The organism is Actinomycetospora sp. ABD4_176, assembly GCF_056311855.1.
This window is the reverse complement of record NZ_CM149974.1, coordinates 2,332,976-2,354,286: the sequence shown is the minus strand read 5'-3', so window position 1 is coordinate 2,354,286 and position 21,311 is coordinate 2,332,976. Positions and strand designations below refer to the sequence as shown.

19 protein-coding genes and 1 pseudogene are annotated in these 21,311 nt (G+C 74.0%); all 20 read left to right on the top strand.

Features of this window, described 5'->3' with window-relative positions:
• The first annotated feature begins 9 nt into the window (after positions 1-9).
• Complete coding sequence (gene lysA, locus ACYX4T_RS11375; protein ID WP_476014622.1) at positions 10-1,443, top strand: diaminopimelate decarboxylase; 1,434 nt, start codon at positions 10-12, stop codon at positions 1,441-1,443.
• 3 nt (positions 1,444-1,446) lie between these two features.
• Complete coding sequence (locus tag ACYX4T_RS11370) at positions 1,447-2,811, top strand: homoserine dehydrogenase (protein WP_476014621.1); 1,365 nt, start codon at positions 1,447-1,449, stop codon at positions 2,809-2,811.
• Between the two features lie 62 nt (positions 2,812-2,873).
• A complete protein-coding gene (gene thrC, locus ACYX4T_RS11365) occupies positions 2,874-3,890 on the top strand; it encodes a threonine synthase (protein ID WP_476015245.1) in 1,017 nt (338 codons plus the stop codon).
• 14 nt (positions 3,891-3,904) lie between these two features.
• Positions 3,905-4,816 (top strand): homoserine kinase, encoded by a 912-nt coding sequence (gene thrB, locus ACYX4T_RS11360; RefSeq protein WP_476014620.1) that lies wholly within the window; start codon positions 3,905-3,907, stop codon positions 4,814-4,816.
• A 321-nt stretch (positions 4,817-5,137) separates the two neighbouring features.
• Positions 5,138-7,567 (top strand): transcription termination factor Rho, encoded by a 2,430-nt coding sequence (gene rho, locus ACYX4T_RS11355; protein WP_476014619.1) that lies wholly within the window; start codon positions 5,138-5,140, stop codon positions 7,565-7,567.
• A 216-nt stretch (positions 7,568-7,783) separates the two neighbouring features.
• Complete coding sequence (locus ACYX4T_RS11350; RefSeq protein WP_476014618.1) at positions 7,784-8,848, top strand: nitroreductase family protein; 1,065 nt, start codon at positions 7,784-7,786, stop codon at positions 8,846-8,848.
• Positions 8,845-10,419, top strand: a complete 1,575-nt coding sequence (locus ACYX4T_RS11345) for a phenylacetate--CoA ligase family protein (protein ID WP_476014617.1) — start codon at positions 8,845-8,847, stop codon at positions 10,417-10,419. Before ACYX4T_RS11350 ends, ACYX4T_RS11345 begins: the two co-directional genes overlap by 4 nt.
• Before the next feature lie 84 nt (positions 10,420-10,503).
• The gene (rpmE, locus tag ACYX4T_RS11340; RefSeq protein ID WP_133824609.1) at positions 10,504-10,725 is read left to right on the top strand and encodes a 50S ribosomal protein L31; all 222 of its coding nucleotides are present in this window, start codon (positions 10,504-10,506) and stop codon (positions 10,723-10,725) included.
• 112 nt (positions 10,726-10,837) lie between these two features.
• Positions 10,838-11,926, top strand: coding sequence for a peptide chain release factor 1 (prfA, locus tag ACYX4T_RS11335; protein WP_476015244.1), 1,089 nt, complete (start codon positions 10,838-10,840; stop codon positions 11,924-11,926).
• Positions 11,923-12,741 (top strand): peptide chain release factor N(5)-glutamine methyltransferase, encoded by an 819-nt coding sequence (gene prmC, locus ACYX4T_RS11330; RefSeq protein WP_476015243.1) that lies wholly within the window; start codon positions 11,923-11,925, stop codon positions 12,739-12,741. The genes prfA and prmC overlap by 4 nt, the downstream gene beginning before the upstream one ends.
• Positions 12,742-12,752: 11 nt before the next feature.
• Positions 12,753-13,397: an L-threonylcarbamoyladenylate synthase gene (locus ACYX4T_RS11325; protein ID WP_476014616.1), complete on the top strand. Its 645-nt coding sequence runs from the start codon at positions 12,753-12,755 to the stop codon at positions 13,395-13,397.
• Positions 13,398-13,464: 67 nt separating this feature from the next.
• Positions 13,465-14,751 (top strand): serine hydroxymethyltransferase, encoded by a 1,287-nt coding sequence (locus ACYX4T_RS11320; RefSeq protein WP_476014615.1) that lies wholly within the window; start codon positions 13,465-13,467, stop codon positions 14,749-14,751.
• A gap of 54 nt (positions 14,752-14,805) precedes the next feature.
• Positions 14,806-15,939 carry a glycosyltransferase family 4 protein gene (locus ACYX4T_RS11315; protein WP_476015242.1) on the top strand — a complete coding sequence of 378 codons (1,134 nt, stop codon included), beginning with the start codon at positions 14,806-14,808 and terminating at the stop codon, positions 15,937-15,939.
• A gap of 38 nt (positions 15,940-15,977) precedes the next feature.
• Positions 15,978-16,451: a hypothetical protein gene (locus ACYX4T_RS11310; RefSeq protein ID WP_476014614.1), complete on the top strand. Its 474-nt coding sequence runs from the start codon at positions 15,978-15,980 to the stop codon at positions 16,449-16,451.
• 85 nt (positions 16,452-16,536) lie between these two features.
• Positions 16,537-16,836, top strand: a complete 300-nt coding sequence (locus tag ACYX4T_RS11305; protein WP_476014613.1) for an AtpZ/AtpI family protein — start codon at positions 16,537-16,539, stop codon at positions 16,834-16,836.
• Complete coding sequence (gene atpB / locus ACYX4T_RS11300; RefSeq protein WP_476014612.1) at positions 16,833-17,663, top strand: F0F1 ATP synthase subunit A; 831 nt, start codon at positions 16,833-16,835, stop codon at positions 17,661-17,663. Before ACYX4T_RS11305 ends, atpB begins: the two co-directional genes overlap by 4 nt.
• 62 nt (positions 17,664-17,725) lie before the next feature.
• Positions 17,726-17,932 (top strand): ATP synthase F0 subunit C, encoded by a 207-nt coding sequence (gene atpE, locus ACYX4T_RS11295; protein ID WP_116706531.1) that lies wholly within the window; start codon positions 17,726-17,728, stop codon positions 17,930-17,932.
• Between the two features lie 42 nt (positions 17,933-17,974).
• Positions 17,975-18,682: a F0F1 ATP synthase subunit B gene (atpF, locus tag ACYX4T_RS11290; protein ID WP_476014611.1), complete on the top strand. Its 708-nt coding sequence runs from the start codon at positions 17,975-17,977 to the stop codon at positions 18,680-18,682.
• The gene (locus tag ACYX4T_RS11285; RefSeq protein WP_476014610.1) at positions 18,679-19,524 is read left to right on the top strand and encodes a F0F1 ATP synthase subunit delta; all 846 of its coding nucleotides are present in this window, start codon (positions 18,679-18,681) and stop codon (positions 19,522-19,524) included. Before atpF ends, ACYX4T_RS11285 begins: the two co-directional genes overlap by 4 nt.
• 71 nt (positions 19,525-19,595) lie before the next feature.
• Positions 19,596-21,206, top strand: a pseudogene (gene atpA / locus ACYX4T_RS11280) (F0F1 ATP synthase subunit alpha); the annotation flags it as partial.
• Positions 21,207-21,311 lie beyond the last annotated feature (105 nt).

The window sequence follows — 21,311 nt, the reverse complement described above, 5'->3', positions numbered from 1 at the left end:
GAACCCCGCATGACCCGCGCACACCCCGCCGGGCCCCGTCACGCCGACGTCATCCCGCAGCACGAGGACGGCGCCGGCCCGCCGGACGCCGCGGCCCTCGACGTCCTGCCCGCCGCGGTCTGGCCCCGCCACGCGACGCGGGCTGACGACGGCGCCGTCCGCCTCGCCGGCGTCGACGTCACCGCCCTCGCCCGCGAGCACGGCACCCCGTTGTTCGTGATCGACGAGGCCGACTTCCGCGCGCGCTGCGCGGAGCACGCCGCCGCGTACGGCGACCCGGCGCTGGTGCACTACGCGGCCAAGGCGTTCCTGTGCACCGAGGTCGCGCGGTGGGTCGCCGAGGAGGGCCTGGGTCTCGACGTCTGCACGGAGGGCGAGCTCGCGATCGCGCGGCGCGCCGGGTTCCCCGCCGAGCGGATCACCGTGCACGGCAACAACAAGAGCCGCCGGGAGCTCGCGGCGGCGCTCGACGCCGGGGTCGGGGCGATCGTGCTCGACTCCTACGTCGAGATCGCCCGCCTCGACGAGATCGCGCGCGAGCGTGACGTGCGCGCCCAGGTCATGGTGCGCGTGACGGTGGGGGTCGAGGCGCACACCCACGAGTTCATCGCGACCGCCCACGAGGACCAGAAGTTCGGGTTCTCGCTGGCCGCGGGCGACGCCGCCGAGGCGGTGCGGCGCGTGGTGAAGTCGTCGGGGCTGCACCTCGTCGGCCTGCACAGCCACATCGGCTCCCAGATCTTCGACGCCGACGGCTTCGAGCTGGCCGCCCGCCGCGTGATCGGCCTGCTCGCCGAGCTGCGCGACGAGCACGGCTCCGACAGCCCCGCGGTCACCGACGCCCTCGGTACCGTGGACCTCGGCGGCGGCATGGGCATCGCCTACACGGTCGCCGACCACCCCCGCTCGCCCGCGTGGATGGCCGGTGAGCTGCGCGCGATCGTCGAGCGGGAGTCCGCGCGGGTGGGCCTCGCGCCGCCGCGGATCGCCGTCGAGCCGGGCCGCGCCATCGCCGGGCCGGGCACGGTGACGCTCTACGAGGTCGGCACGGTCAAGGACGTCGAGCTCGGCGGGGGCGCGCGGCGCCGCTACGTCAGCGTCGACGGCGGCATGAGCGACAACATCCGCACCGCGCTCTACGACGCGCACTACGACTGCCGTCTGGTCTCGCGCTCGGCGTCGGGGGCACCGCCGGTGCGCAGCCGCGTCGTCGGCAAGCACTGCGAGTCCGGCGACGTCGTCGTCCGCGACTGCTGGCTGCCCGCGGATCTCGCCCCGGGCGACCTCGTGGCGGTCGCCGCGACGGGGGCCTACTGCTACGCGATGGCGAGCGCGTACAACAAGGTCCCGCGCCCCGCGGTCGTCGCCGTGGCGGACGGCACGTCGCGCCCGCTGCTGCGGCGCGAGACCCTCGACGACCTGGCACGGCTGGAGGTGGGGTAGGGCATGACCGGGAACGGCGGGCGCGAGATCTCGGTCGCGCTGCTCGGGTGCGGCGTCGTCGGCTCCCAGGTGGTGCGGCTGCTCACCGAGCAGGCCGACGAGCTGGCCGCGCGGGTCGGGGCGCGGCTGCGGCTCGCCGGGGTGGCGGTGCGTCGCCCGCAGCGGCACCCGGACGTGCCCGGCGACCTGCTGACCACCGACGCCACCGGCCTCGTGACGCGCGACGACGTCGACGTCGTCGTCGAGCTCGTCGGCGGCATCGAGCCGGTGCGCGGGCTGCTGCTCACGGCGCTCAAGAACGGCAAGTCGGTGGTGTCGGCGAACAAGGCGCTGCTCGCCGAGGACGGCGCCGCGCTCGCCGCGGCCGCCGACGAGTCCGGCGCCGACCTCTACTACGAGGCCTCGGTCGCCGGCGCGATCCCGCTGCTGCGCCCGATCCAGCAGTCGCTCGCGGGCGACCGCATCGTGCGCGTCGCCGGCATCGTCAACGGCACCACGAACTTCATCCTGTCGGCGATGGCGTCCTCCGGCGCCAACTACGCCGAGGCGCTCGAGGAGGCCGGCCGGCTGGGCTACGCCGAGGCCGACCCGACCGCCGACGTCGACGGCTACGACGCCGCCTCGAAGGCCGCGATCCTCGCGAGCCTCGCCTTCCACACCCGCGTGACCGCCGACGACGTGTACCGCGAGGGCATCCGCGACGTCACCGCCGCCGACATCGCCGCCGCGAAGGCCCTGGGCTGCACGGTGAAGCTGCTGGCGATCTGCGAGCAGACCGACGGCGCGGTCAGCGCCCGCGTGCACCCCGCGATGATCCCGCGCTCGCACCCGCTCGCGTCGGTGTCGGGCGCGTACAACGCGGTGTTCATCGAGGCGGCCGCGGCCGGGCAGCTGATGTTCTACGGCCAGGGCGCCGGCGGGCCGCAGACGGCGAGCGCGGTGCTCGGCGACCTCGTCGCTGCCGCCCGCAACCGCGTCATCGGCGGCCGCGGTCCGCGCGACACCTCCCACGCGGCGCTGCCGGTGCTGGCGATGGGGGAGACCCTCACCCGCTACCACGTCGCCCTCGACGTCACCGACCGCGCGGGCGTGCTCGCGCAGGTCGCGGGGGTGTTCGCCGAGCACGGCGTCAGCATCGCGACCGTGCGGCAGGAGGGCCGGGGCGGTGCGTCCGGGGGTGACGCGGACGATGGCGCGCCGGGCCCCAAGGACGCCACACTGGTGATCGTGACGCACTCCGCCTCCGACGCCGCGCTCGCGGCCACGGTGGAGGCGCTCACCGGCCTCGACGCCGTCCGGGGCGTCGCCGGGGTGCTGCGTGTCGAGGGCCTGGGCCGTCCGGTGACCGAGCTCGGAGGGACGTCGTGACCGGTGTGGTCCCCGGGGCGCGCGTGGAGTGGCCCGGCATCATCAACGCCTACCGCGACCGCATGCCGCGGGTGCAGCCCGGCTGGGAGGTCGTGACCCTGCGCGAGGGCGGCACCCCGCTGCTGTCCGCGCCGCACCTCTCGGAGCTCACCGGCTGCGAGGTCCATCTCAAGATCGAGGGCGCGAACCCCACCGGTTCCTTCAAGGACCGCGGGATGACCGTGGCGATGACCGAGGCCCTCGCCGGCGGCGCGCAGGCGGTCATCTGCGCGTCCACCGGCAACACCTCGGCCTCCGCGGCGGCCTACGCGACGCGCGCCGGCATGACCTGCGCGGTCCTCGTGCCCCAGGGCAAGATCGCGCTCGGCAAGCTCGCGCAGGCCACGGTGCACGGCGCGCGCATCCTGGCGCTCGAGAGCAACTTCGACGCCTGCCTCGAGCTCGCCCGCCGCGCCGCCGAGCAGTACCCGGTCGCGCTGGTCAACTCGGTGAACCCCGCGCGCATCGAGGGCCAGAAGACGGCATCGTTCGAGATCTGCGACCAGCTCGGCCGCGCGCCCGACGTCCACGCCCTGCCCGTCGGCAACGCCGGCAACATCACCGCCTACTGGCGCGGCTACACCGAGTACGCCGGCGACGGCGTCGTGGCCGGCACGCCGCGCATGCTCGGGGTGCAGGCCGCGGGCGCGGCGCCCCTCGTGCACGGGGCGCCGGTGAGCGACCCGGAGACCCTCGCGACCGCCATCCGCATCGGGTCGCCGGCGTCCTGGGACGGGGCGATCGCCGCCCGCGACGAGTCCGCCGGCGAGATCACCGCGGTCGACGACGACGCGATCCTCGAGGCCTACCGCCTGCTCGCCGCCCGCGAGGGCGTGTTCGTCGAGCCGGCGTCGGCGGCCTCGGTGGCCGGGCTGCTCGCCAAGGCGCGCGCGGGCCGTCTGGACCCCGGCCAGCTGATCGTCTGCACCGTCACCGGCCACGGGCTCAAGGACCCGGCCACGGCGCTCGCGGACGCGCCCGACCCCGTCGTGCTCCCGCCGCACGTCGACGCGGTCGCCGACGCCCTGGGCCTGCGCTGAGCGCCGGGGCGGAGGTGGCGTCGGAGGTCGCCCCTCCGGCGGGCACCGTGGTCCGCGTCCGGGTGCCGGCCACCTCGGCGAACCTCGGGCCCGGCTTCGACACCCTCGGCCTGGCCCTGGGGATGTGGGACGAGGTCGAGCTGTCCGTCGGCGACGGCGGGCGCTGCGTCGTCGACGTCGAGGGGGAGGGCGCCGGCCGCGTGCCGCGCGACGAGCGCCACCTGGTCCTGCGCGCCGCGCACGCCACGTTCGCCCGGGCCGGGGCGCCGCGGGTGTCGCTGCGCCTGCGGTGCCGCAACGCCATCCCGCACAGCCGGGGCCTCGGGTCGTCGGCGGCCGCCGCCGTCGCCGGCATCGTCGCCGCCCGCGCGCTGCTCGCCGCGACCCACCCGCTCGACGAGGACGCGGTGCTCGACCTCGCGGCGGGCTTCGACGGGCACGCCGACAACGTCGCGGCCTGCCTGTACGGCGGGCTCGTCGTCAGCTGGGGGCACGAGGGGTCGTGGCACGCCGCGCACCTCACGCCGCACCCGGCGCTGCGCCCGATCGCGCTCATCGCGGCCCGGTCGAGCTCCACCGAGGCCACACGCGGGCTGCTGCCCGACCGCGTCCCGCACGCGGACGCCGCCTACAACGCGGCCCGGTCGGCGCTGCTCGTGCACGCCCTGACCAGCGAGCCCGAGCTGCTGCTCGCGGCCACCGAGGACCGCCTGCACCAGCCCTACCGCCGCCCCGCCTACCCCGAGACCGCAGCCGTCGTCGACCACCTGCGCGGCGCCGGCGTCCCCGCCGTCGTCTCCGGCGCCGGCCCGACGGTGCTGGCCCTGACCCTCGACGGCCACCTACCCGCCGGGCTCGACACCGCGGGCTTCACCGTCGCCCCGCTCGCCGTCGACACCGGCGGCGCGCGCGTCGAGGTCGTCTGAGACGCCCTGCTGCGGCACGCGGGGGGTGGTTGTTGCCGCTGACAGGGGCGAGGTCTACCCTCGGCACCACAGCGACCACGCGTGTGGCGCGTCGGTGCCCTGGTCCCGCTTCGATCGGGTCCACCCTCTTCCCCAACCGTCGGGTCGTCCCGGCGGACGCACACTCATGATCGCTGTACGAGAACTCCGTGGGCCCTCCCACCCGGAGTCGACCACTGTCGACCTCCCGGGCCGGAGGGGACCCGCGAGCAGCCCCGCCCCGTGCGGGGCGGACACATCCGCTGGTCCGGGTGGTCCCCGGGCCGGTCAGGAAGGACCTGCGTGACCGAAACCGACGTCATCTCCACCGACGGCGCCGACGGTGCCGCGACCCCCGCATCGGGTGGCTCCGCGCCCGAGCGGCGCCGGCGGGGAGGTGTCTCCGGCATGGTGCTCGCCGAGCTGCGCGACCTCGCGACCTCGCTCGGCGTCTCCGACACCACGGGGATGCGGCGCAACGACCTCATCGCCGAGATCAAGAAGCGGCAGTCCGGGGGCGGTGACCAGCTTCCGCTCGCCGACGACGCCGGCACCGGCGCCGACAGTGCGCCCGCCGAGGCACCCGCCGAGGTGCCCGGGGACGCCCCGGCCGAGCCGGCCGACGGGGCCCCGTCCCGCCGCCGCGGCGGCCGTCGTCGCGCGACGGCGGCCTCCGGCTCGCCGTCCGAGGCGAGTGCGGACGCGGCCGCTCCGGCCGACGCACCCGCCGCCGTGACCAGCGACGACGCTCCTGCCGCCTCCGGGGCGGGCGCGGTCACCGCCGCGTCCGACGCCGTCCCCGGCGCCGACGCCGCGGCCGCGAGCGCCACCGAGGCGCCTGCGAGCTCCGACAGCCCCACCGAGACCGCGAGCGAGACCCCGAGCGAGACCCCCACCTCCTCGCGCCGCGGCCGCCGCGGCGCCCGCCGCGACGCCGGCCCGGGCGTCGAGGGCCCGGCCGACACGACCGGCCCCGGCGGCGACACCACCAGCAACGGCGCCGCCGCGCCGGCCCCCGCCGCGGCCGCCGAGGCGGAGACCGGCACCGCCGACACCGCGCCCGCCACCGACGCCGTCTCCGGCACCGACGCCGCGCCCACCACGGAGCGCCCCGACGCCCGCCCCGACACCCGCCCCGGCTCCCGCCCCGACACCGAGGGCGACGGTGACGGGGACGGCGGCCACGGCCGGTCCCGCCGCCAGCGCGAGCGCGACCGTCAGCAGGGCGACCGTCAGCAGGGCGACCGCCAGCAGGGCGACCGTCAGCAGGGCGACCGTCAGCAGGGCGACCGTCAGCAGGGCGGCCGGCCGGACCAGAACGGTCAGGGCGGCCGTCAGCAGGGCGACCGCCAGCAGGACCGGGGTGGACAGCAGCAGGACCGCCAGCAGCAGGACCGTCAGCAGCAGGACCGTCAGCAGCAGGGCGGCCAGCAGCAGACCAACCAGCGCGACGACGAGGACGACGACGAGGACGGCGGTGGCCGTCGCCGCGGCCGGCGCTTCCGCGACCGTCGCCGCAACCGCAACGACCGCGGGGAGCGCAGCGAGCGCGGCGAGCGCCAGGGCGGCGGTGAGCCGGAGGTCCGCGACGACGACGTGCTCATCCCGGTCGCCGGCATCCTCGACGTCCTCGACAACTACGCGTTCGTGCGCACCTCGGGCTACGCCTCGGGGCCGAACGACGTCTACGTCTCGATGTCGCTGGTCCGCAAGCACGGGCTGCGCCGCGGGGACGCGGTCACCGGCCAGGTGCGCCAGCAGCGCGAGGGCGAGCAGAACCGCCAGAAGTTCAACCCGCTGGTGCGCATCGACTCGATCAACGGGCTCGACCCCGAGGCCGCCAAGCGTCGCCCGGAGTTCACCAAGCTCACGCCGCTCTACCCCAACGAGCGGCTGCGCCTCGAGACCGAGCCGCACCTGCTGACCACGCGCGTGATCGACCTGGTCATGCCGGTCGGCAAGGGCCAGCGTGCGCTGATCGTCTCGCCGCCGAAGGCGGGCAAGACGATGGTGCTGCAGGCGATCGCCAACGCGATCACCACGAACAACCCCGAGGTCCACCTCATGGTCGTGCTCGTCGACGAGCGGCCGGAGGAGGTCACCGACATGCAGCGCTCGGTGAAGGGCGAGGTCATCGCCTCGACCTTCGACCGGCCGCCGTCGGACCACACCTCGCTCTCGGAGCTGGCCATCGAGCGGGCGAAGCGCCTGGTCGAGATGGGTCATGACGTCGTGGTGCTGCTCGACTCGATCACCCGCCTCGGCCGCGCCTACAACCTCGCGGCCCCGGCGTCCGGGCGCATCCTGTCCGGGGGTGTCGACTCCACCGCCCTCTACCCGCCGAAGCGCTTCCTCGGCGCCGCGCGGAACATCGAGGACGGCGGCTCGCTCACCATCTTCGCGACGGCCCTGGTCGAGACCGGGTCGACCATGGACACGGTGATCTTCGAGGAGTTCAAGGGCACCGGCAACGCCGAGCTCAAGCTCGACCGCAAGCTCGCCGACAAGCGCATCTTCCCCGCGATCGACCCCGACCCGTCGGGCACGCGCAAGGAGGAGCTGCTGCTCTCGCCGGACGAGATGGCGGTGACCCACCGCCTGCGCCGCGTGCTGGCCGCGCTGGACTCCCAGCAGGCCATCGAGCTCGTCCTCGACCGCCTGCGCAAGTCGCGGACGAACATCGAGTTCCTCATGCAGGTCGCGAAGACCACGCCCGGCAAGGACGACGACTAGGACGGTCGCGCGCGCCTGGAGGTAGCGAACGCGCTGTTCGCTGCCTCTAGGCGCACGAACTCCCCGTTCGTGGGGAGCGCGCGCGGGCGGGGTCTCGGGCGAGCGCGTCGTTCGCGCGCATAGAAGCACCGAACAGCGCGTTCGCTGCGGCTCCGGCAGGCGGTTGAGTAGTTCCACGACTGCCCGTGCGCGGGGTCGCGCACGAGGCTCGGGGGCATGACAGCCCAGCCCGGCGCCCCCGATCTCCCCGGCCCCTGGTCGGCGATCCTGGACGAGGCGCGCCGCTACCCGTCGCCGCACAACTCCCAGCCGATCACCGTGCGGGTGCACGACGACCGGCGCGCGGACCTCTTCTACGACCTCGACCGCGGTCTCCCGGCCGAGGACTTCGGCATCCCCTTCGCGCACGTCTGCGCCGGGGTGTACCTCGAGTCCCTGGCGACGGTGGCCGCGGCGCACGGCTGGGCGGTCCGCGAGGACCTGCGCCTCGCCCCGATGGACTTCGCGGCCCGGGAGCGCCAGCACCTGCTCGGGCATCTGGAGCTCACGCCGGTCCCGGTGACGGCGGAGGCACGCGAGCAGTGGGCGGCGTTCCGCCGTCGCCGGACCTCGCGCCGCCCCTACGACCGCCGGCCGGTCGATCCCCGGGTCACCGAGGAGGTCGCGGCGATCGCGGCCGCGGCGGGCCAGGAGTTCGGGCGCACCGGCGAGCAGGACCTCGTCGACGACCTCATCCGCGTCAACCAGGAGACGCTCTTCGACGACCTGCGCGACGACGCGGTCCACGCGGAGATCCTCACCTGGATCCGCACGTCGAAGCGGCAGGCGGCCGCCACCCGCGACGGCCTGTCCGCCGAGACCATGCTCATCCCCGGCCCGCTGCTGCGGATCGCGATGCGCCACCGGTGGCTGTGGGACCTGCCCGTCGTCGGGGGCCTCTTCCGGCGCGTGTACCTGAACACCATGCGCGGGGTCCGCGAGCTGGGCTGGCTCACCGGCCCGTTCGACGGCCCGGCCGACCACGTCGAGGCCGGCCGCTGCTTCCTGCGGGTCTCGCTCGCGTTCACCCGCCACGGCGTGGACCTGCACCCGTTCGGCACGGTGATCACCAATCCGCGCTCGCACGCCGCGTTCGTGGAGCGCACCGGCGTCGACGAGTCGGGCGGCCGGATGGCGTGGATGCTCTTCCGCTACGGCACCGGCGAGGCGCCGCCGCGGTCCTGGCGGCGCGGGCTCGACGCGATGCTGCTGGACCGGGACCCGACGGCGGTGGCCCGATGAGGATCCTCTGGTGGCTCCAGGAGCTCCTGGTCGACCTGCTCGGACGCTCCCCGCGCACCCACGCCCTGCTGCTCGCCCCCGGGTTCGAGCGGCTGCGCTGGTGGCTCGGCCGCCGGCGGGCCCAGCGCACGGTCGCCCGCACCGTGCGGCGCGTCCCCGCCTACCGGGCCTTCCTGGCCGAGCAGGGGGTGTCGACGACGGCGTTCGCCGACCTGCCCGAGACCGACAAGCGCTCCTACATCGCCCGCTGGCCGATCCCGGAACGCTGCGTGGGCGGGCGGCTGCCGCGCCGCGGGGTCGTCGTCGACGAGTCGTCGGGCTCGACCGGCACCCCGACCAGCTGGGTCTGCGGGCCGGTCGAGCGACGCGCCTCGCGCGAGGTGCTGCGCGTCGGCTTCCTGCGGCACGCGACGCCCGACCGCCCGGTCTTCGTCATCAACGCCTTCTCGCTCGGCGCGTGGGCCACCGGCATGAACGTCACCGCGGCGCTCACCCGCGTCTCGACGATCAAGTCCACCGGCCCCGACCGCGACAGGATCATCGACACGATGCGGGAGTTCGGCACCGGCTACACCTACGTGATCACCAGCTACCCGCCGTTCCTCAAGGGCCTGCTCTCCGACGACCGGCTGGACTGGGCGGCCTACGACGTGGTCTGCGCCTTCGGCGGCGAGGGGATCAGCGAGGGGATGCGCGACCACATCCTGCGCCGGGCGCGGAAGGTGATCGGCGCCTACGGGGCCAGCGACCTGGAGATCAGCATCGCCGTCGAGACCGAGTTCACCATCGCCCTGCGCCGCGCGATCGCCGCCGATCCGGCCCTCGCCCGTGCCCTGACCAGGCAGGACGAGTACGGCGTGCTGCCCAACATCTTCCAGTTCAACCCGTACGCCTACCTGATCGAGGAGAACGGGGCCGGCGAGCTCGTCGTCACCATCACGCGCCCGCAGAACGTCGACCCCCGCATCCGCTACAACATCCACGACCGCGGCCACGTGCTGCGGATGCGCGACGTGCTGCCCGTCCTGCGCCGCTTCGGCCTGCGGACCGTGCTCGACGAGCGGGTCCTCGACCTGCCCCTGCTGCTGCAGTACGGCCGCAGCGACCACGCGGTGGACCACAACGGCGCCGTGGTCCCGCCCGACGGGGTCCGCGACGCCGTCGCCGCCGACCCCGAGCTGGTGGCCGCCGTCGAGAACCACCGGCTCATCTCGTACGAGGACCGCGCGGGCGACCGGCAGCTGCACGTGGCCCTGCAGCTCGCCGAGGGGCGCACGCTCGCCGATCCCGCCGCGGCCGCCCACAGGCTCCTCGCAGCGATGCGGCGGGCCAACCGCGACCTCGACCACGCCATCGCCACCGGGACGCCGGGCACCGCGCCGACGGTCGGCGTCTACCCCTTCCGGACCGGCGTGTTCGTCGGCAACGGCGGCCGGCTCAAGAACGAGTACGTGTGGATCCTCGACGCCGAGGGGGCCGAGGCCGCGGGGGTCGACGAGCAGGTGGTGGCCCCGCGGGACGGGAACAACCCGACCCCCGAGGTGGTTGTGCACCACAGCGGGCGGTCCTGAGAGAATGGCCCGCACATCCGGTTCCGGTTCACCCCACGGGCACGACGGGGACCCGGCGACCACGACGCGAGAGGACCACGATCCGTGAAGAGCGGCATCCACCCCGAGTACCACGAGACCCAGGTGCTGTGCGGCTGCGGCAACTCGTTCACCACCCGGAGCACCAAGCCGGGCGGCAACATCACCGTCGAGATCTGCTCCGCCTGCCACCCGTTCTACACGGGTAAGCAGCGGATCATGGACACCGGCGGTCGTGTGGCCCGCTTCGAGGCCCGCTACGGGAAGCGCACCCCCGCCAAGAAGTAGTCCCCGCGACGCCCGTCGCCCCTGCGCCTCGCGCGGGGCGGCGGGCGTTCTGCGTGTCGGGGCAGGTCCGGGAGAAGTGTGAGGGAGGAGGCCGACGGTGGCCCAGGACAGCATGACGTCGTCGCCCGGCGTCACCGCGCTGCTCGAGGAGCACGCGGGCCTGGAGGCGCGCCTCGCCGACCCCGACGTGCACGCCGACGCCGCGCTCGCCCGCTCGCTGGGACGGCGCTACGCGGCGCTGTCGCCGACCGTCGCCACGGTCGGTGAGCTCACTTCGGCCGAGGCCGACCTCGCGGACGCGCGGGAGCTCGCCCGCGACGACCCGGCGTTCGCCGCGGAGGCCGGCGAGATCGAGGGGCGCGTCGAGACGCTGCGGGCGCGGCTGGCCGAGCAGCTCGTGCCCCGCGACCCGGCGGACGCGAACGACGTCGTCGTCGAGGTGAAGTCGGGGGAGGGCGGCGAGGAGTCGGCGCTGTTCGCGGGCGACCTGCTGCGCATGTACTCCCGCTACGCCGAGCGGCGCGGCTGGAAGGTCGAGGTCCTGTCGGCGACGGAGTCCGACCTCGGCGGCTTCAAGGACGTCACCGTCACGGTGACCGCGCCCGGCAACGACCCCGAGGGGGTCTGGGCCTGGTTCAAGTACGAGGGCGGGGTCCACCGGGTCCAGCGCGTGCCCGTCACCGAGTCGCAGGGCCGCATCCACACCTCGGCGGCCGGGGTGCTCGTCTACCCCGAGGCCGAGGAGGCCGCGGCCATCGAGATCGACGAGAAGGACCTGCGCGTCGACGTCTTCCGCTCCTCGGGCAAGGGCGGGCAGGGCGTCAACACCACCGACTCCGCGGTGCGGATCACCCACCTGCCGACCGGCGTGGTCGTGAGCTGCCAGAACGAGCGCTCCCAGCTGCAGAACAAGGCGCGCGCTCTCGAGGTGCTGCGCAGCCGGCTGCAGGCGATGGCCGACGAGGCCGAGCAGGCGCAGGCGTCGGCGGACCGGCGCAGCCAGGTCCGCACGGTCGACCGCTCCGAGCGCGTGCGCACCTACAACTTCCCCGAGAACCGGATCTCCGACCACCGCATCGGCTACAAGTCGCACGACCTCGACCGGGTGCTCGACGGCGACCTCGACGGCGTGCTCGACGCCCTGCGCGCCGCCGACCGCCGCGAGCGGATGGCCCGCGCCGCCGACGAGGCCTCCTCCTGAGCGTGCGCGACCTGCTCGCCGCGGCCACCGCCCGGCTGGCCGGGGCCGGGGTCGCGTCGCCCCGGGTCGACGCGGAACTGCTGGTCGCGCACGTCCTGGGCGTCCCGCGCGGGCGCCTGCTGCTCGCCGACCCGCCCGACGCGGCGCAGCGCGCGGCCCTCGACGCCCTCGTCGCGCGCCGCGCCGCCCGCGAGCCGCTGCAGCACCTGCTCGGGTCCGCGGTGCTCGGGCCGGTCGAGGTGGCCGTCGGCCCCGGGGTGTTCGTGCCGCGGCCCGAGACCGAGACGCTGCTGGCCTGGGCGCTCGCGCAGCCCGCGCGCGTCGTCGTCGACCTGTGCACGGGCACCGGCGCGCTCGCGCTGGCCGTCGCCCACGAGCGCCGCGACGCCACCGTCCACGCCGTCGAGGTCGACCCCGGCGCACTGGCCTGGGCGGAGGGGAACCTCGCCGGCTCGGGCGTCGTGCGTCACGTCGCCGACGTCACCGCCCCCGGCGTCCTCGCCGAGCTCGACGGCACCGTCGACCTCGTCGTGGCCAACCCGCCCTACGTGCCGACCGGGGTGGCCGTGCCGCCCGAGGTCGATGCCGACCCCGCCGGCGCGGTCTTCGCCGGCCCCGACGGGCTCGCGGTCATCCGCCCCCTCGCCGCGCTGGCCCACCGGCTGCTGCGGCCCGGGGGAGCGGTCGGGGTCGAGCACGACGACTCGCACCCGGCCGCGGTCCGTGGCGTGCTCGCCGGCGCCGGGTTCGTCGAGGTCAGGACCCTGGACGATCTCGCGGGACGCCCGCGCGTCGCCGTCGGGCGCCGGGCCTAGGCTCGGCCCCCGTGAGCACGGTGTACGACTGCGAGGACCCCGCGACGCGACCCACCGGGCTGGCGGCGGCCGCCGCGGCCGTGCGCGCGGGCCGGCTCGTGGTCATCCCGACCGACACGCTCTACGGCATCGGCGCGGACGCGTTCAACGCCCGCGCCGTCGCCGACCTGCTCGCGGCCAAGCACCGCGGCCCGGACATGCCGCTGGGCGTGCTCGTCGGCAGCTGGTCGACGATCGACGGGCTCGTCGGCTCCGTGCCGCCCGTCGCGCGCGACCTCGTCGAGGCGTTCTGGCCGGGCGGGCTGTCGATCGTCCTGCCGCACGCGCCGAGCCTCGCCTGGGACCTCGGGACGACCCGTGGCACCGTGATGCTGCGGATGCCCCTGCACCCGGTGGCCCTCGAACTGCTGCGCGAGGTCGGGCCCATGGCCCAGAGCAGCGCGAACGTCTCGGGGCAGTCGCCCGCGACGACGGTGCAGGAGGCCCGCGAGCAGCTCGGGGACTCCGTCGAGGTCTACCTCGACGGCGGGGTGTGCGCGTCCGGCGTGGGCTCGACGATCGTCGACCTCACCGGCGAGACGCCGCGGCTGCGCCGCGAGGGGGCGGTGAGCGCCGAGGACGTCTCGCGCGTCGTCGGCGTCCCCGTCACCCTGTGATCAGGGCTGTGAGCTAGCTACCACGGGGGCAGCCGGGCCCGGTGAAGGGCCGGTAACGTGGGTCGACATGGCAGCCGACTCGCAGCACTTCTGGGGCCCGGACTACGACGCCCTCCAGGCCGTCGACCCCGAGATCGCCCAGGTCGTCGACGACGAGCTCACCCGGCTGCGCGGCGGACTCCAGCTCATCGCCAGCGAGAACCTCACCAGCCCCGCCGTGCTCGCCGCGCTCGGCTCGACGCTGTCGAACAAGTACGCCGAGGGCTACCCCGGCCGGCGCTACTACGGCGGCTGCGAGGTCGTCGACCGCGCCGAGGAGATCGCGATCGACCGCGCCAAGACCCTGTTCGGCGCCGAGCACGCGAACCTCCAGCCGCACTCCGGCGCCAACGCCAACCTCGCGGTCTACGCGGCGTTCTGCCGTCCCGGCGACAAGGTGCTGGCCATGAGCCTGCCCCACGGCGGCCACCTCACCCACGGCGCCAAGGTCAGCTTCTCGGGCAAGTGGTTCGAGCCGGTGCCCTACACCGTGCGCGAGGACGACGGGCTCATCGACTACGACCAGGTGCGCGACCTGGCCCTCGAGCACCGCCCGAAGATGATCGTCGCGGGCGCCACCGCCTACCCGCGCCTCATCGACTTCGAGAAGTTCCGCGCCATCGCCGACGAGGCCGGCGCGATCCTCTGGGTCGACGCCGCCCACTTCATCGGCCTCGTCGCCGGCAAGGCGATCCCGAGTCCCGTCCCGTACGCCGACGTCGTCACCTTCACGACCCACAAGGTGCTGCGCGGCCCGCGCGGCGGCATGCTCGTCTCGAAGGCCGAGCACGCGAAGGCGCTGGACAAGGCCGTGTTCCCCTTCCTGCAGGGCGGCCCGCTCATGCACGCGGTGGCCGGCAAGGCCGTCGCGCTCGCCGAGGCCGCCACCGAGGACTACCAGCGCTACGCGCGCCAGGTCATCGCGAACGCGCAGGCGCTCACCTCCGGGCTCGAGACGCAGGGCATGCGCGCGATCTCGGGCGGCACCGACACCCACCTCGCGCTGCTCGACCTGCAGCCTCTCGGGGTCACCGGCAAGGAGGCGGAGGCGCGCAGCGGCCTGGCCGGGATCACGCTGAACAAGAACGCGATCCCGTACGACCCGCAGCCCCCGATGACCGCCTCGGGCATCCGCGTCGGTTCGCCGTCGATCACCACCCAGGGCATGACGGAGAACGAGATGGGCGACGTCGCGCGCCTCATCGCCTCCGCGGTGACGGCCGACGAGACCTCGGAGTCGGGCAAGCAGACCCTCGCGGACGTCCGCGAGGAGGTCGGGAACCTCGTGTCGCGGTTCCCCGCGTACGCCCGGTAGACCTCGGCCGGTCTACTCTCGGGGGCCGTGGGCCCGTCACCGGACTTCGCCCCGATGGGGCTGCCGATCCGGGAGTACCTCCTGGTCGGGCTGTCCGCCGCGGTCGTCACCTACCTGCTGACCGGCCTGGTCCGACGCTTCGCGCTGCGCGTCGGGGCGATCGCGGTCCCGCGCGGTCGCGACGTGCACACCATCCCGATCCCGCGCCTCGGCGGCGTCGCCATCTACCTCGGCGTCGCCGGGGGCGTGTTCGTCGCCTCGCAGCTGCCGGTGCTGCGCCGCGCCTTCGACTACTCCAACGAGACCCTCGCCGTGCTCGTCGCCGGCGGGGTGATCGTGGTGGTCGGGGCGCTCGACGACCGCTTCGGTCTCGACGCGCTCACCAAGCTCGCCGGTCAGGCCACCGCCGCGGGCGTGCTCGTGCTGATGGGCGTGCAGTGGACCGCCGTGTACCTCCCGTGGGGCGGCACCGGCGGGAGCACGGGCTCGGTGCTGCTGCTCGGCCAGGACCAGGGCGTGCTCATCACCGTGTTCCTGTGCGTGCTGCTGGTCAACGCGATGAACTTCGTCGACGGCCTCGACGGGCTCGCCGCCGGCATCGGCACCATCGCGGCCACCGCGACCTGCGCGTTCGCGCTCGGCCTGCTCGGCCAGCAGAACGGCGACGTCAACGCCTACCCGCCCGCGCTGATCGCCGCCGTCCTCGCCGGGGCGTGCGCGGGCTTCCTGCCCCACAACTTCCAGCCCGCGCGCCTGTTCATGGGCGACTCCGGCTCGATGTTCATCGGTCTCACGCTCGCCGCGGCCACCACCACCGCGTCCGGCCGCACCAACTACTCGACCACCGGCGCGACCGGGGCGCTCGCGCTGGTCACGCCCGTGATCGTCGTCGCCGCGGTGGTCTTCGTGCCGCTGCTCGACCTGCTGATGGCGGTCGTGCGCCGCACCCGTGCGGGCACCAGCCCGTTCGCGCCGGACAAGATGCACCTGCACCACCGGCTGCTCGAGATCGGCCACTCCCAGCGCCGCGCCGTCCTGCTCATCTACCTGTGGGCGGGCGTGCTGGCGTTCGGGGCGGTCGCCCTCGCGCTCGTCGACAACGCGTTCCTGGTGGTCTGGATGGTGACCGCCGGCGTGCTCGTCGCCGTGCTCGCCTCCGCCGTGCCGCGCCTTCGCGCCCGCGCCTGACCCCCGCTCCCCACGCCCCACCCGATCGAGGACCCGCCATGACCAGCCCTGAGGGCACCGACCGTCCCGAGCCGACCCCCTCGGCCACCCCCCACGCCACCCCGGCGACCACCCGGCAGGTCCTCGAGGCCAGCAGCGCGATGCTGCGCGGCGGCCTCTGGCCGGCGGTCGTCGTCGCCGTGCTCGCCGCGGTGGTCGCCGGCCTGCTCGCCGGCGTCACCGGCGTCGTCGCGGCCGTGGTCGGCGCCGTCATCGTCATCGGCGTGTGCTCGCTCGGACCGCTCGTCATGCGCTGGACCGCGGCCGCCGACCCCATGGTGGTCATGGCCGCCGCGCTCGTGAGCATGATGGGCAAGCTCGGCCTGCTGCTCGTCGTCTTCCTGGTGCTGCAGGCGCTCGAGGTCGTCGACACCCGCATCGCGGCGCTCGCGCTGGGGCCGACGGCGATCGCCTTCATCGTCGGCGAGGTCATCGCGTACGCCCGCAAGCCGGGGCCCACCATCGCCGTCTGAGGGACGCGGAGGTCCCCCGACCAGGGGTGTGGCCTCCGACGACCCGTAGTGGACTGCGACGAACCGGCTGATATGGTGCGCCGCGATGGCGCAGGACAGCCTCCGCGGAGATGCGGGTCGTACCCCCGCGCAGGGGTCCGCCCAGTCCCCGTCCGAGGCCTGGACGGTCCTCTCCCACCTGATCACCGGGATCCTGGTGTTCGGCGGGCTGGGATGGGTACTCGACGCCCTGCTGTCGACACGGTGGTTCCTCCTCATCGGCCTCCTGGCCGGTGGGGCTGCCTCCTTCGCGTTGATCTACATCCGATACCTTTACGTCCCCCCCGACCCCCCTCGCCCCGGTGGACCCGCCGGCCCGGAGGACCGGAAGGAGCAGCACGGGTGATCTCGTCGTTGTGGACGCAGGCTCCGGCGCCGCCGGTCCCGCCCGGCACCCCGGCAGAGGGCTTCAAGGCGCCCGGCGTCGAGGACTTCAACCTCCCGCCCATCTTCGAGGGCATCCCCGTCCTCGAGTGGTTCGACAAGCCGACGATCCAGCTGATCATCGCCGCGCTCATCGTCTACGGCTTCTTCGCCGTGGCGACGAAGGCGCCCTCGATCATCCCGGGCCGCATGCAGTTCCTGGCGGAGAAGTTCCAGGGCCTGGTCCGCGACCAGATCGCGCGCGACAACATCGGCCCGGACTTCCGCAAGTACGTGCCCTACCTCGTGTCGCTGTTCGCCTTCCTCCTGGTGAACAACATCTTCGGCATCTTCCCGTTCATCCAGTTCCCGACGTTCTCGCACCCGGGGATGGCGTACGCGCTGGCCGCGGTCACCTGGGTGCTCTACAACTACGTCGGCATCCGCAAGCAGGGCTTCGGCGGCTACATCCAGCTGCAGACCTGGCCGCCCGGGGTGCCGTGGCCGGTCCGGATCATCCTGACCCCGATCGAGTTCATCTCGAACTTCCTGCTGCGGCCCATCACGCTCTCGCTGCGGTTGTTCGGCAACATGTTCGCCGGCCACCTGCTGATCCTGCTGTTCATCTTCGGCGGCGAGTACATGCTCACCACCGCCGACTCGGTCGTGCTGAACGTGCTCTCCCCGTTCGCGTTCATCTTCTCGATCGTCATGATCTTCTTCGAGGCCTTCATCCAGGTGGTGCAGGCCTACATCTTCACCATCCTCACCGCGTCGTACATCGGTGCGTCGCTGGCCGACGAGCACTAGTCGCCGCAGCCACCGGCGCCTCCCTCCCCGATCCCAGAACGAACACCGGAAAGGAACCCCTCATGGTTCAGGGCAGCCTCAACATGGTCGGCTACGGCCTCTCCGCCGTCGGCCCCGGTATCGGCGTCGGCATCGTCTTCGCGGCGTTCATCAACGGCGTGGCGCGCCAGCCCGAGGCCCGCGGCCAGCTGCAGACCATCGCGTTCATCGGCTTCGCCCTCTCCGAGGCGCTCGCCATCATCGGTCTGGTCCTCGCGTTCGCCATCTGATTCCCCTGACCGGTCGACACCGCAGGGACGGGAGGTGAACCGATGAGCGTGACCGCGCTGCTGGCCGAGCAACCGGCCGGCGAGCCGTACGCGGCGCTGCCGCACACGTTCGAGATCATCATCGGGACGATCGGCTTCGCGCTGCTCGCCTTCGTGCTGTACCGGTACGCGTGGCCGAACGTCGTGTCCTCGCACGAGGACACGAAGAAGCAGATCGAGTCGGGCATCGCGCGGGCAGAGGCCATGGAGGCCGACGCCAAGGCCGAGCTCGCCCGCAACCGCGATCGACTGGCCCGCGTCGACGACGAGACCGCGCGGATCCGGGACGACGCCCGGGCCGATGCCGAGCGCATCGGGCAGGACATGGACAACCGTGCGGCCGAGGAGGCCGAGCGGATCAGGGCGCAGGGTCGGCAGTCGCTCGAGGCCTCCCGCTCCCGTGCCGTGGCGGAGCTGCGGGCCGAGACGGGACGCCAGTCGGTCGAGCTGTCGCGGCGCATCGTCGCCTCGGCGCTGTCCGACGACGCGAGCCGCGGCCAGAGCGTCGACCGGTTCCTCGACGAGCTCGAGGCCATGGGCGGGTCCGGCAGTGGATCCGGCAGTGCCTCCGGCGACGGGTCCGGCAGCGGGTCCGGCAGTGCGTCCGGCAACGGGTCGGACGACGCGTCCAGCACGTCGGCGGCGTTCCGCACGGCCGGCCCGGCCGGCCCGTCGACCACGCCCACCCCGGGGAACGGAGCGCAGTCGTGACGGCCTCGACAGGCCTCCTGGCCGACTTCCACGCGGCGAGCCGCGACGCGCTGGAGGCCACGCGCCGCCGGCTCGGCGAGTCGACCGAGCAGGCGTCGGCGGGTGACCTCCAGACGGTGGCCGACCAGCTCGACGCGGTCGCCGACCTGCTGCGCCGCGAGGCGGTCCTGCGCCGCACGCTGGCCGACTCGTCGCGCTCCGCGGAGGACCGGGAGGGGCTCGCGTCCCGCCTGGTCGACCAGCAGGTCACGGCGGTCACCGCCGACGTCGTGCGCACCGCCGTGGCCCAGGCGTGGTCGCGGCCCGACGACCTGGTCTCCGGACTGCGCATCGTCGCCCGCGAGGCCCTGCTGGTCTCCGCCGAGCGGGACGGGCGGCTCGACGCCGTCGAGGACGAGCTGTTCCGGCTCGGCCGCATCGTCGCCGCGGAGCCCGACCTCGAGCGCCTGCTCGGCGACCCGTCGGCGGACGCCGAGGGCAAGCAGCAGGTGCTGGACCGGCTCCTCGCCGACCGGACCGAGGCCACCACGCGCAAGCTCGCCGCGCAGCTCGTGGCGCACCCCACCGGTCGTGGGATCGCCCAGGGCCTCGAGCGTCTGGCCGAGCTCGCCGCCGAGCGCCGCGAGCGCTCCGTCGCGACCGTGCGGTCCCCGATCACCCTGTCGGACCAGCAGCAACGACGACTGGCCGACGCCCTCACGCGCATCTACCGTCGGGACATCACCCTGCACCTCGAGGTCGACCCCGCCCTGGTCGGCGGTCTGGTGATCCAGGTGGGGGACGAGGTCATCGACGGCAGTGTGGCCGGACGGCTCGACGAGCTCGGCCGCAGACTGGGCTGACAGCCGGCTCGGCCGACCCCGGCCGCGCCCACCGACACGTGACCCCCTAACGACTAGCGAGAGCGGAAGCCATGGCCGAGTTGACCATCTCCTCCGACGAGGTCCGTAGCGCGATCGAGGACTACGTGTCCTCGTACTCCGCGGACTCGACCCGTCAGGAGGTCGGCATCGTCACCTCGACGGGTGACGGCATCGCGTACGTCGAGGGTCTGCCCTCGACGATGACGAACGAGCTCCTCGAGTTCCCCGGTGGTGTGCTGGGCCTGGCCCAGAACCTCGAGGAGCGCGAGATCGGCGTCGTCATCCTCGGTGAGTACGAGACCATCGAGGAGGGGCAGCAGGTCACGCGTACCGGGCGCGTGCTCTCCGTGCCGGTCGGGGACGGCTTCATGGGCCGCGTCGTCGACCCGCTCGGCCAGCCGCTCGACGGGCTCGGCGAGATCGAGTCCGAGGGCGAGCGCGAGATGGAGCTGCAGGCCGCCTCGGTCGTGCAGCGCAAGGAGGTCAAGCAGCCGCTGCAGACCGGGATCAAGGCGATCGACGCCATGACCCCGATCGGCCGCGGCCAGCGCCAGCTGATCATCGGTGACCGCAAGACCGGCAAGACCGCGGTCTGCACGGACACGATCATCAATCAGCGCGAGGCCTGGGAGACCGGCGACCCGGAGCAGCAGGTCCGCTGCGTCTACGTCGCCATCGGTCAGAAGGGCACCACGATCGCCGGTGTCCGCCAGTCGCTCGAGGACGCGGGCGCGATGGAGTACACGACCATCGTCGCCGCCCCCGCCTCCGACCCCGCGGGCTTCAAGTACATCGCCCCGTACGCCGGCTCCGCGATCGCGCAGCACTGGATGTACCAGGGCAAGCACTGCCTGATCGTCTTCGACGACCTGTCGAAGCAGGCCGAGGCCTACCGCGCGATCTCGCTGCTGCTGCGCCGCCCGCCGGGCCGCGAGGCCTACCCCGGCGACGTGTTCTACCTGCACTCGCGGCTGCTCGAGCGCTGCGCGAAGCTCTCCGACGACCTCGGCGCGGGCTCGCTGACGGGCCTGCCGATCGTCGAGACCAAGGGCGGCGACATCGCGGCCTACATCCCGACGAACGTCATCTCGATCACCGACGGCCAGTGCTTCCTCGAGGCCGACCTGTTCAACCAGGGCCAGCGGCCCGCGCTGAACGTCGGGAACTCGGTGTCCCGCGTCGGTGGGTCGGCGCAGGTCAAGGCCATGCGCTCGGTCGCCGGCCGCCTGCGCGTCGACCTGGCCCAGTACCGGGAGCTCGAGTCGTTCGCGGCCTTCGGCTCGGACCTCGACCCCACCAGCCAGGCGCAGCTCGACCGCGGTGCCCGCCTCATGGAGCTGCTGAAGCAGGGCCAGGGCGAGCCCTACCCGGTCGAGGAGGAGGTCGTCTCGATCTTCCTCGGCACCCGCGGTCACCTCGACTCGGTGCCGGTCGAGGACGTCGCCCGCTTCGAGACGGAGTTCCTCGAGCACGTCCGTCGCGACGGCGGGGTGCTCTCGGAGATCCGCGACACCGGGCAGCTCTCCGACGAGAACGAGGAGCGTCTGACCAAGACCGTCTCCGAGTTCAAGGAGCAGTTCTCGACGGGCTCGGGCGAGGGCGTCGCCGACGACGGCGGCAGCGGCGAGCTCTTCGGCGAGAACGAGTCCGGCACCGACTCGGACGAGGGCCCGCAGGAGCCGTCGTCGGACGAGTCGACCGACGCCTCGTCGAACTCGTCCGAGCAGGCCGAGAAGAGCTCGGCCTCGCAGGGTTCCGCCCAGGGC

Excerpts from the sequence above, each read along its gene's own strand:
- atpF (WP_476014611.1), top strand. The coding sequence starts at position 17,975 with ATGAGCGTGACCGCGCTGCTGGCCGAGCAACCGGCCGGCGAGCCGTAC.
- ACYX4T_RS11310 (WP_476014614.1), top strand. The coding sequence starts at position 15,978 with ATGACCAGCCCTGAGGGCACCGACCGTCCCGAGCCGACCCCCTCGGCC.
- ACYX4T_RS11370 (WP_476014621.1), top strand. The coding sequence starts at position 1,447 with ATGACCGGGAACGGCGGGCGCGAGATCTCGGTCGCGCTGCTCGGGTGC.
- lysA (WP_476014622.1), top strand. The coding sequence starts at position 10 with ATGACCCGCGCACACCCCGCCGGGCCCCGTCACGCCGACGTCATCCCG.
- atpE (WP_116706531.1), top strand. The coding sequence starts at position 17,726 with ATGGTTCAGGGCAGCCTCAACATGGTCGGCTACGGCCTCTCCGCCGTC.
- thrC (WP_476015245.1), top strand. The coding sequence starts at position 2,874 with ATGCCGCGGGTGCAGCCCGGCTGGGAGGTCGTGACCCTGCGCGAGGGC.
- ACYX4T_RS11345 (WP_476014617.1), top strand. The coding sequence starts at position 8,845 with ATGAGGATCCTCTGGTGGCTCCAGGAGCTCCTGGTCGACCTGCTCGGA.
- ACYX4T_RS11305 (WP_476014613.1), top strand. The coding sequence starts at position 16,537 with ATGGCGCAGGACAGCCTCCGCGGAGATGCGGGTCGTACCCCCGCGCAG.
- ACYX4T_RS11350 (WP_476014618.1), top strand. The coding sequence starts at position 7,784 with ATGACAGCCCAGCCCGGCGCCCCCGATCTCCCCGGCCCCTGGTCGGCG.
- ACYX4T_RS11320 (WP_476014615.1), top strand. The coding sequence starts at position 13,465 with ATGGCAGCCGACTCGCAGCACTTCTGGGGCCCGGACTACGACGCCCTC.
- ACYX4T_RS11315 (WP_476015242.1), top strand. The coding sequence starts at position 14,806 with ATGGGGCTGCCGATCCGGGAGTACCTCCTGGTCGGGCTGTCCGCCGCG.
- prfA (WP_476015244.1), top strand. The coding sequence starts at position 10,838 with ATGACGTCGTCGCCCGGCGTCACCGCGCTGCTCGAGGAGCACGCGGGC.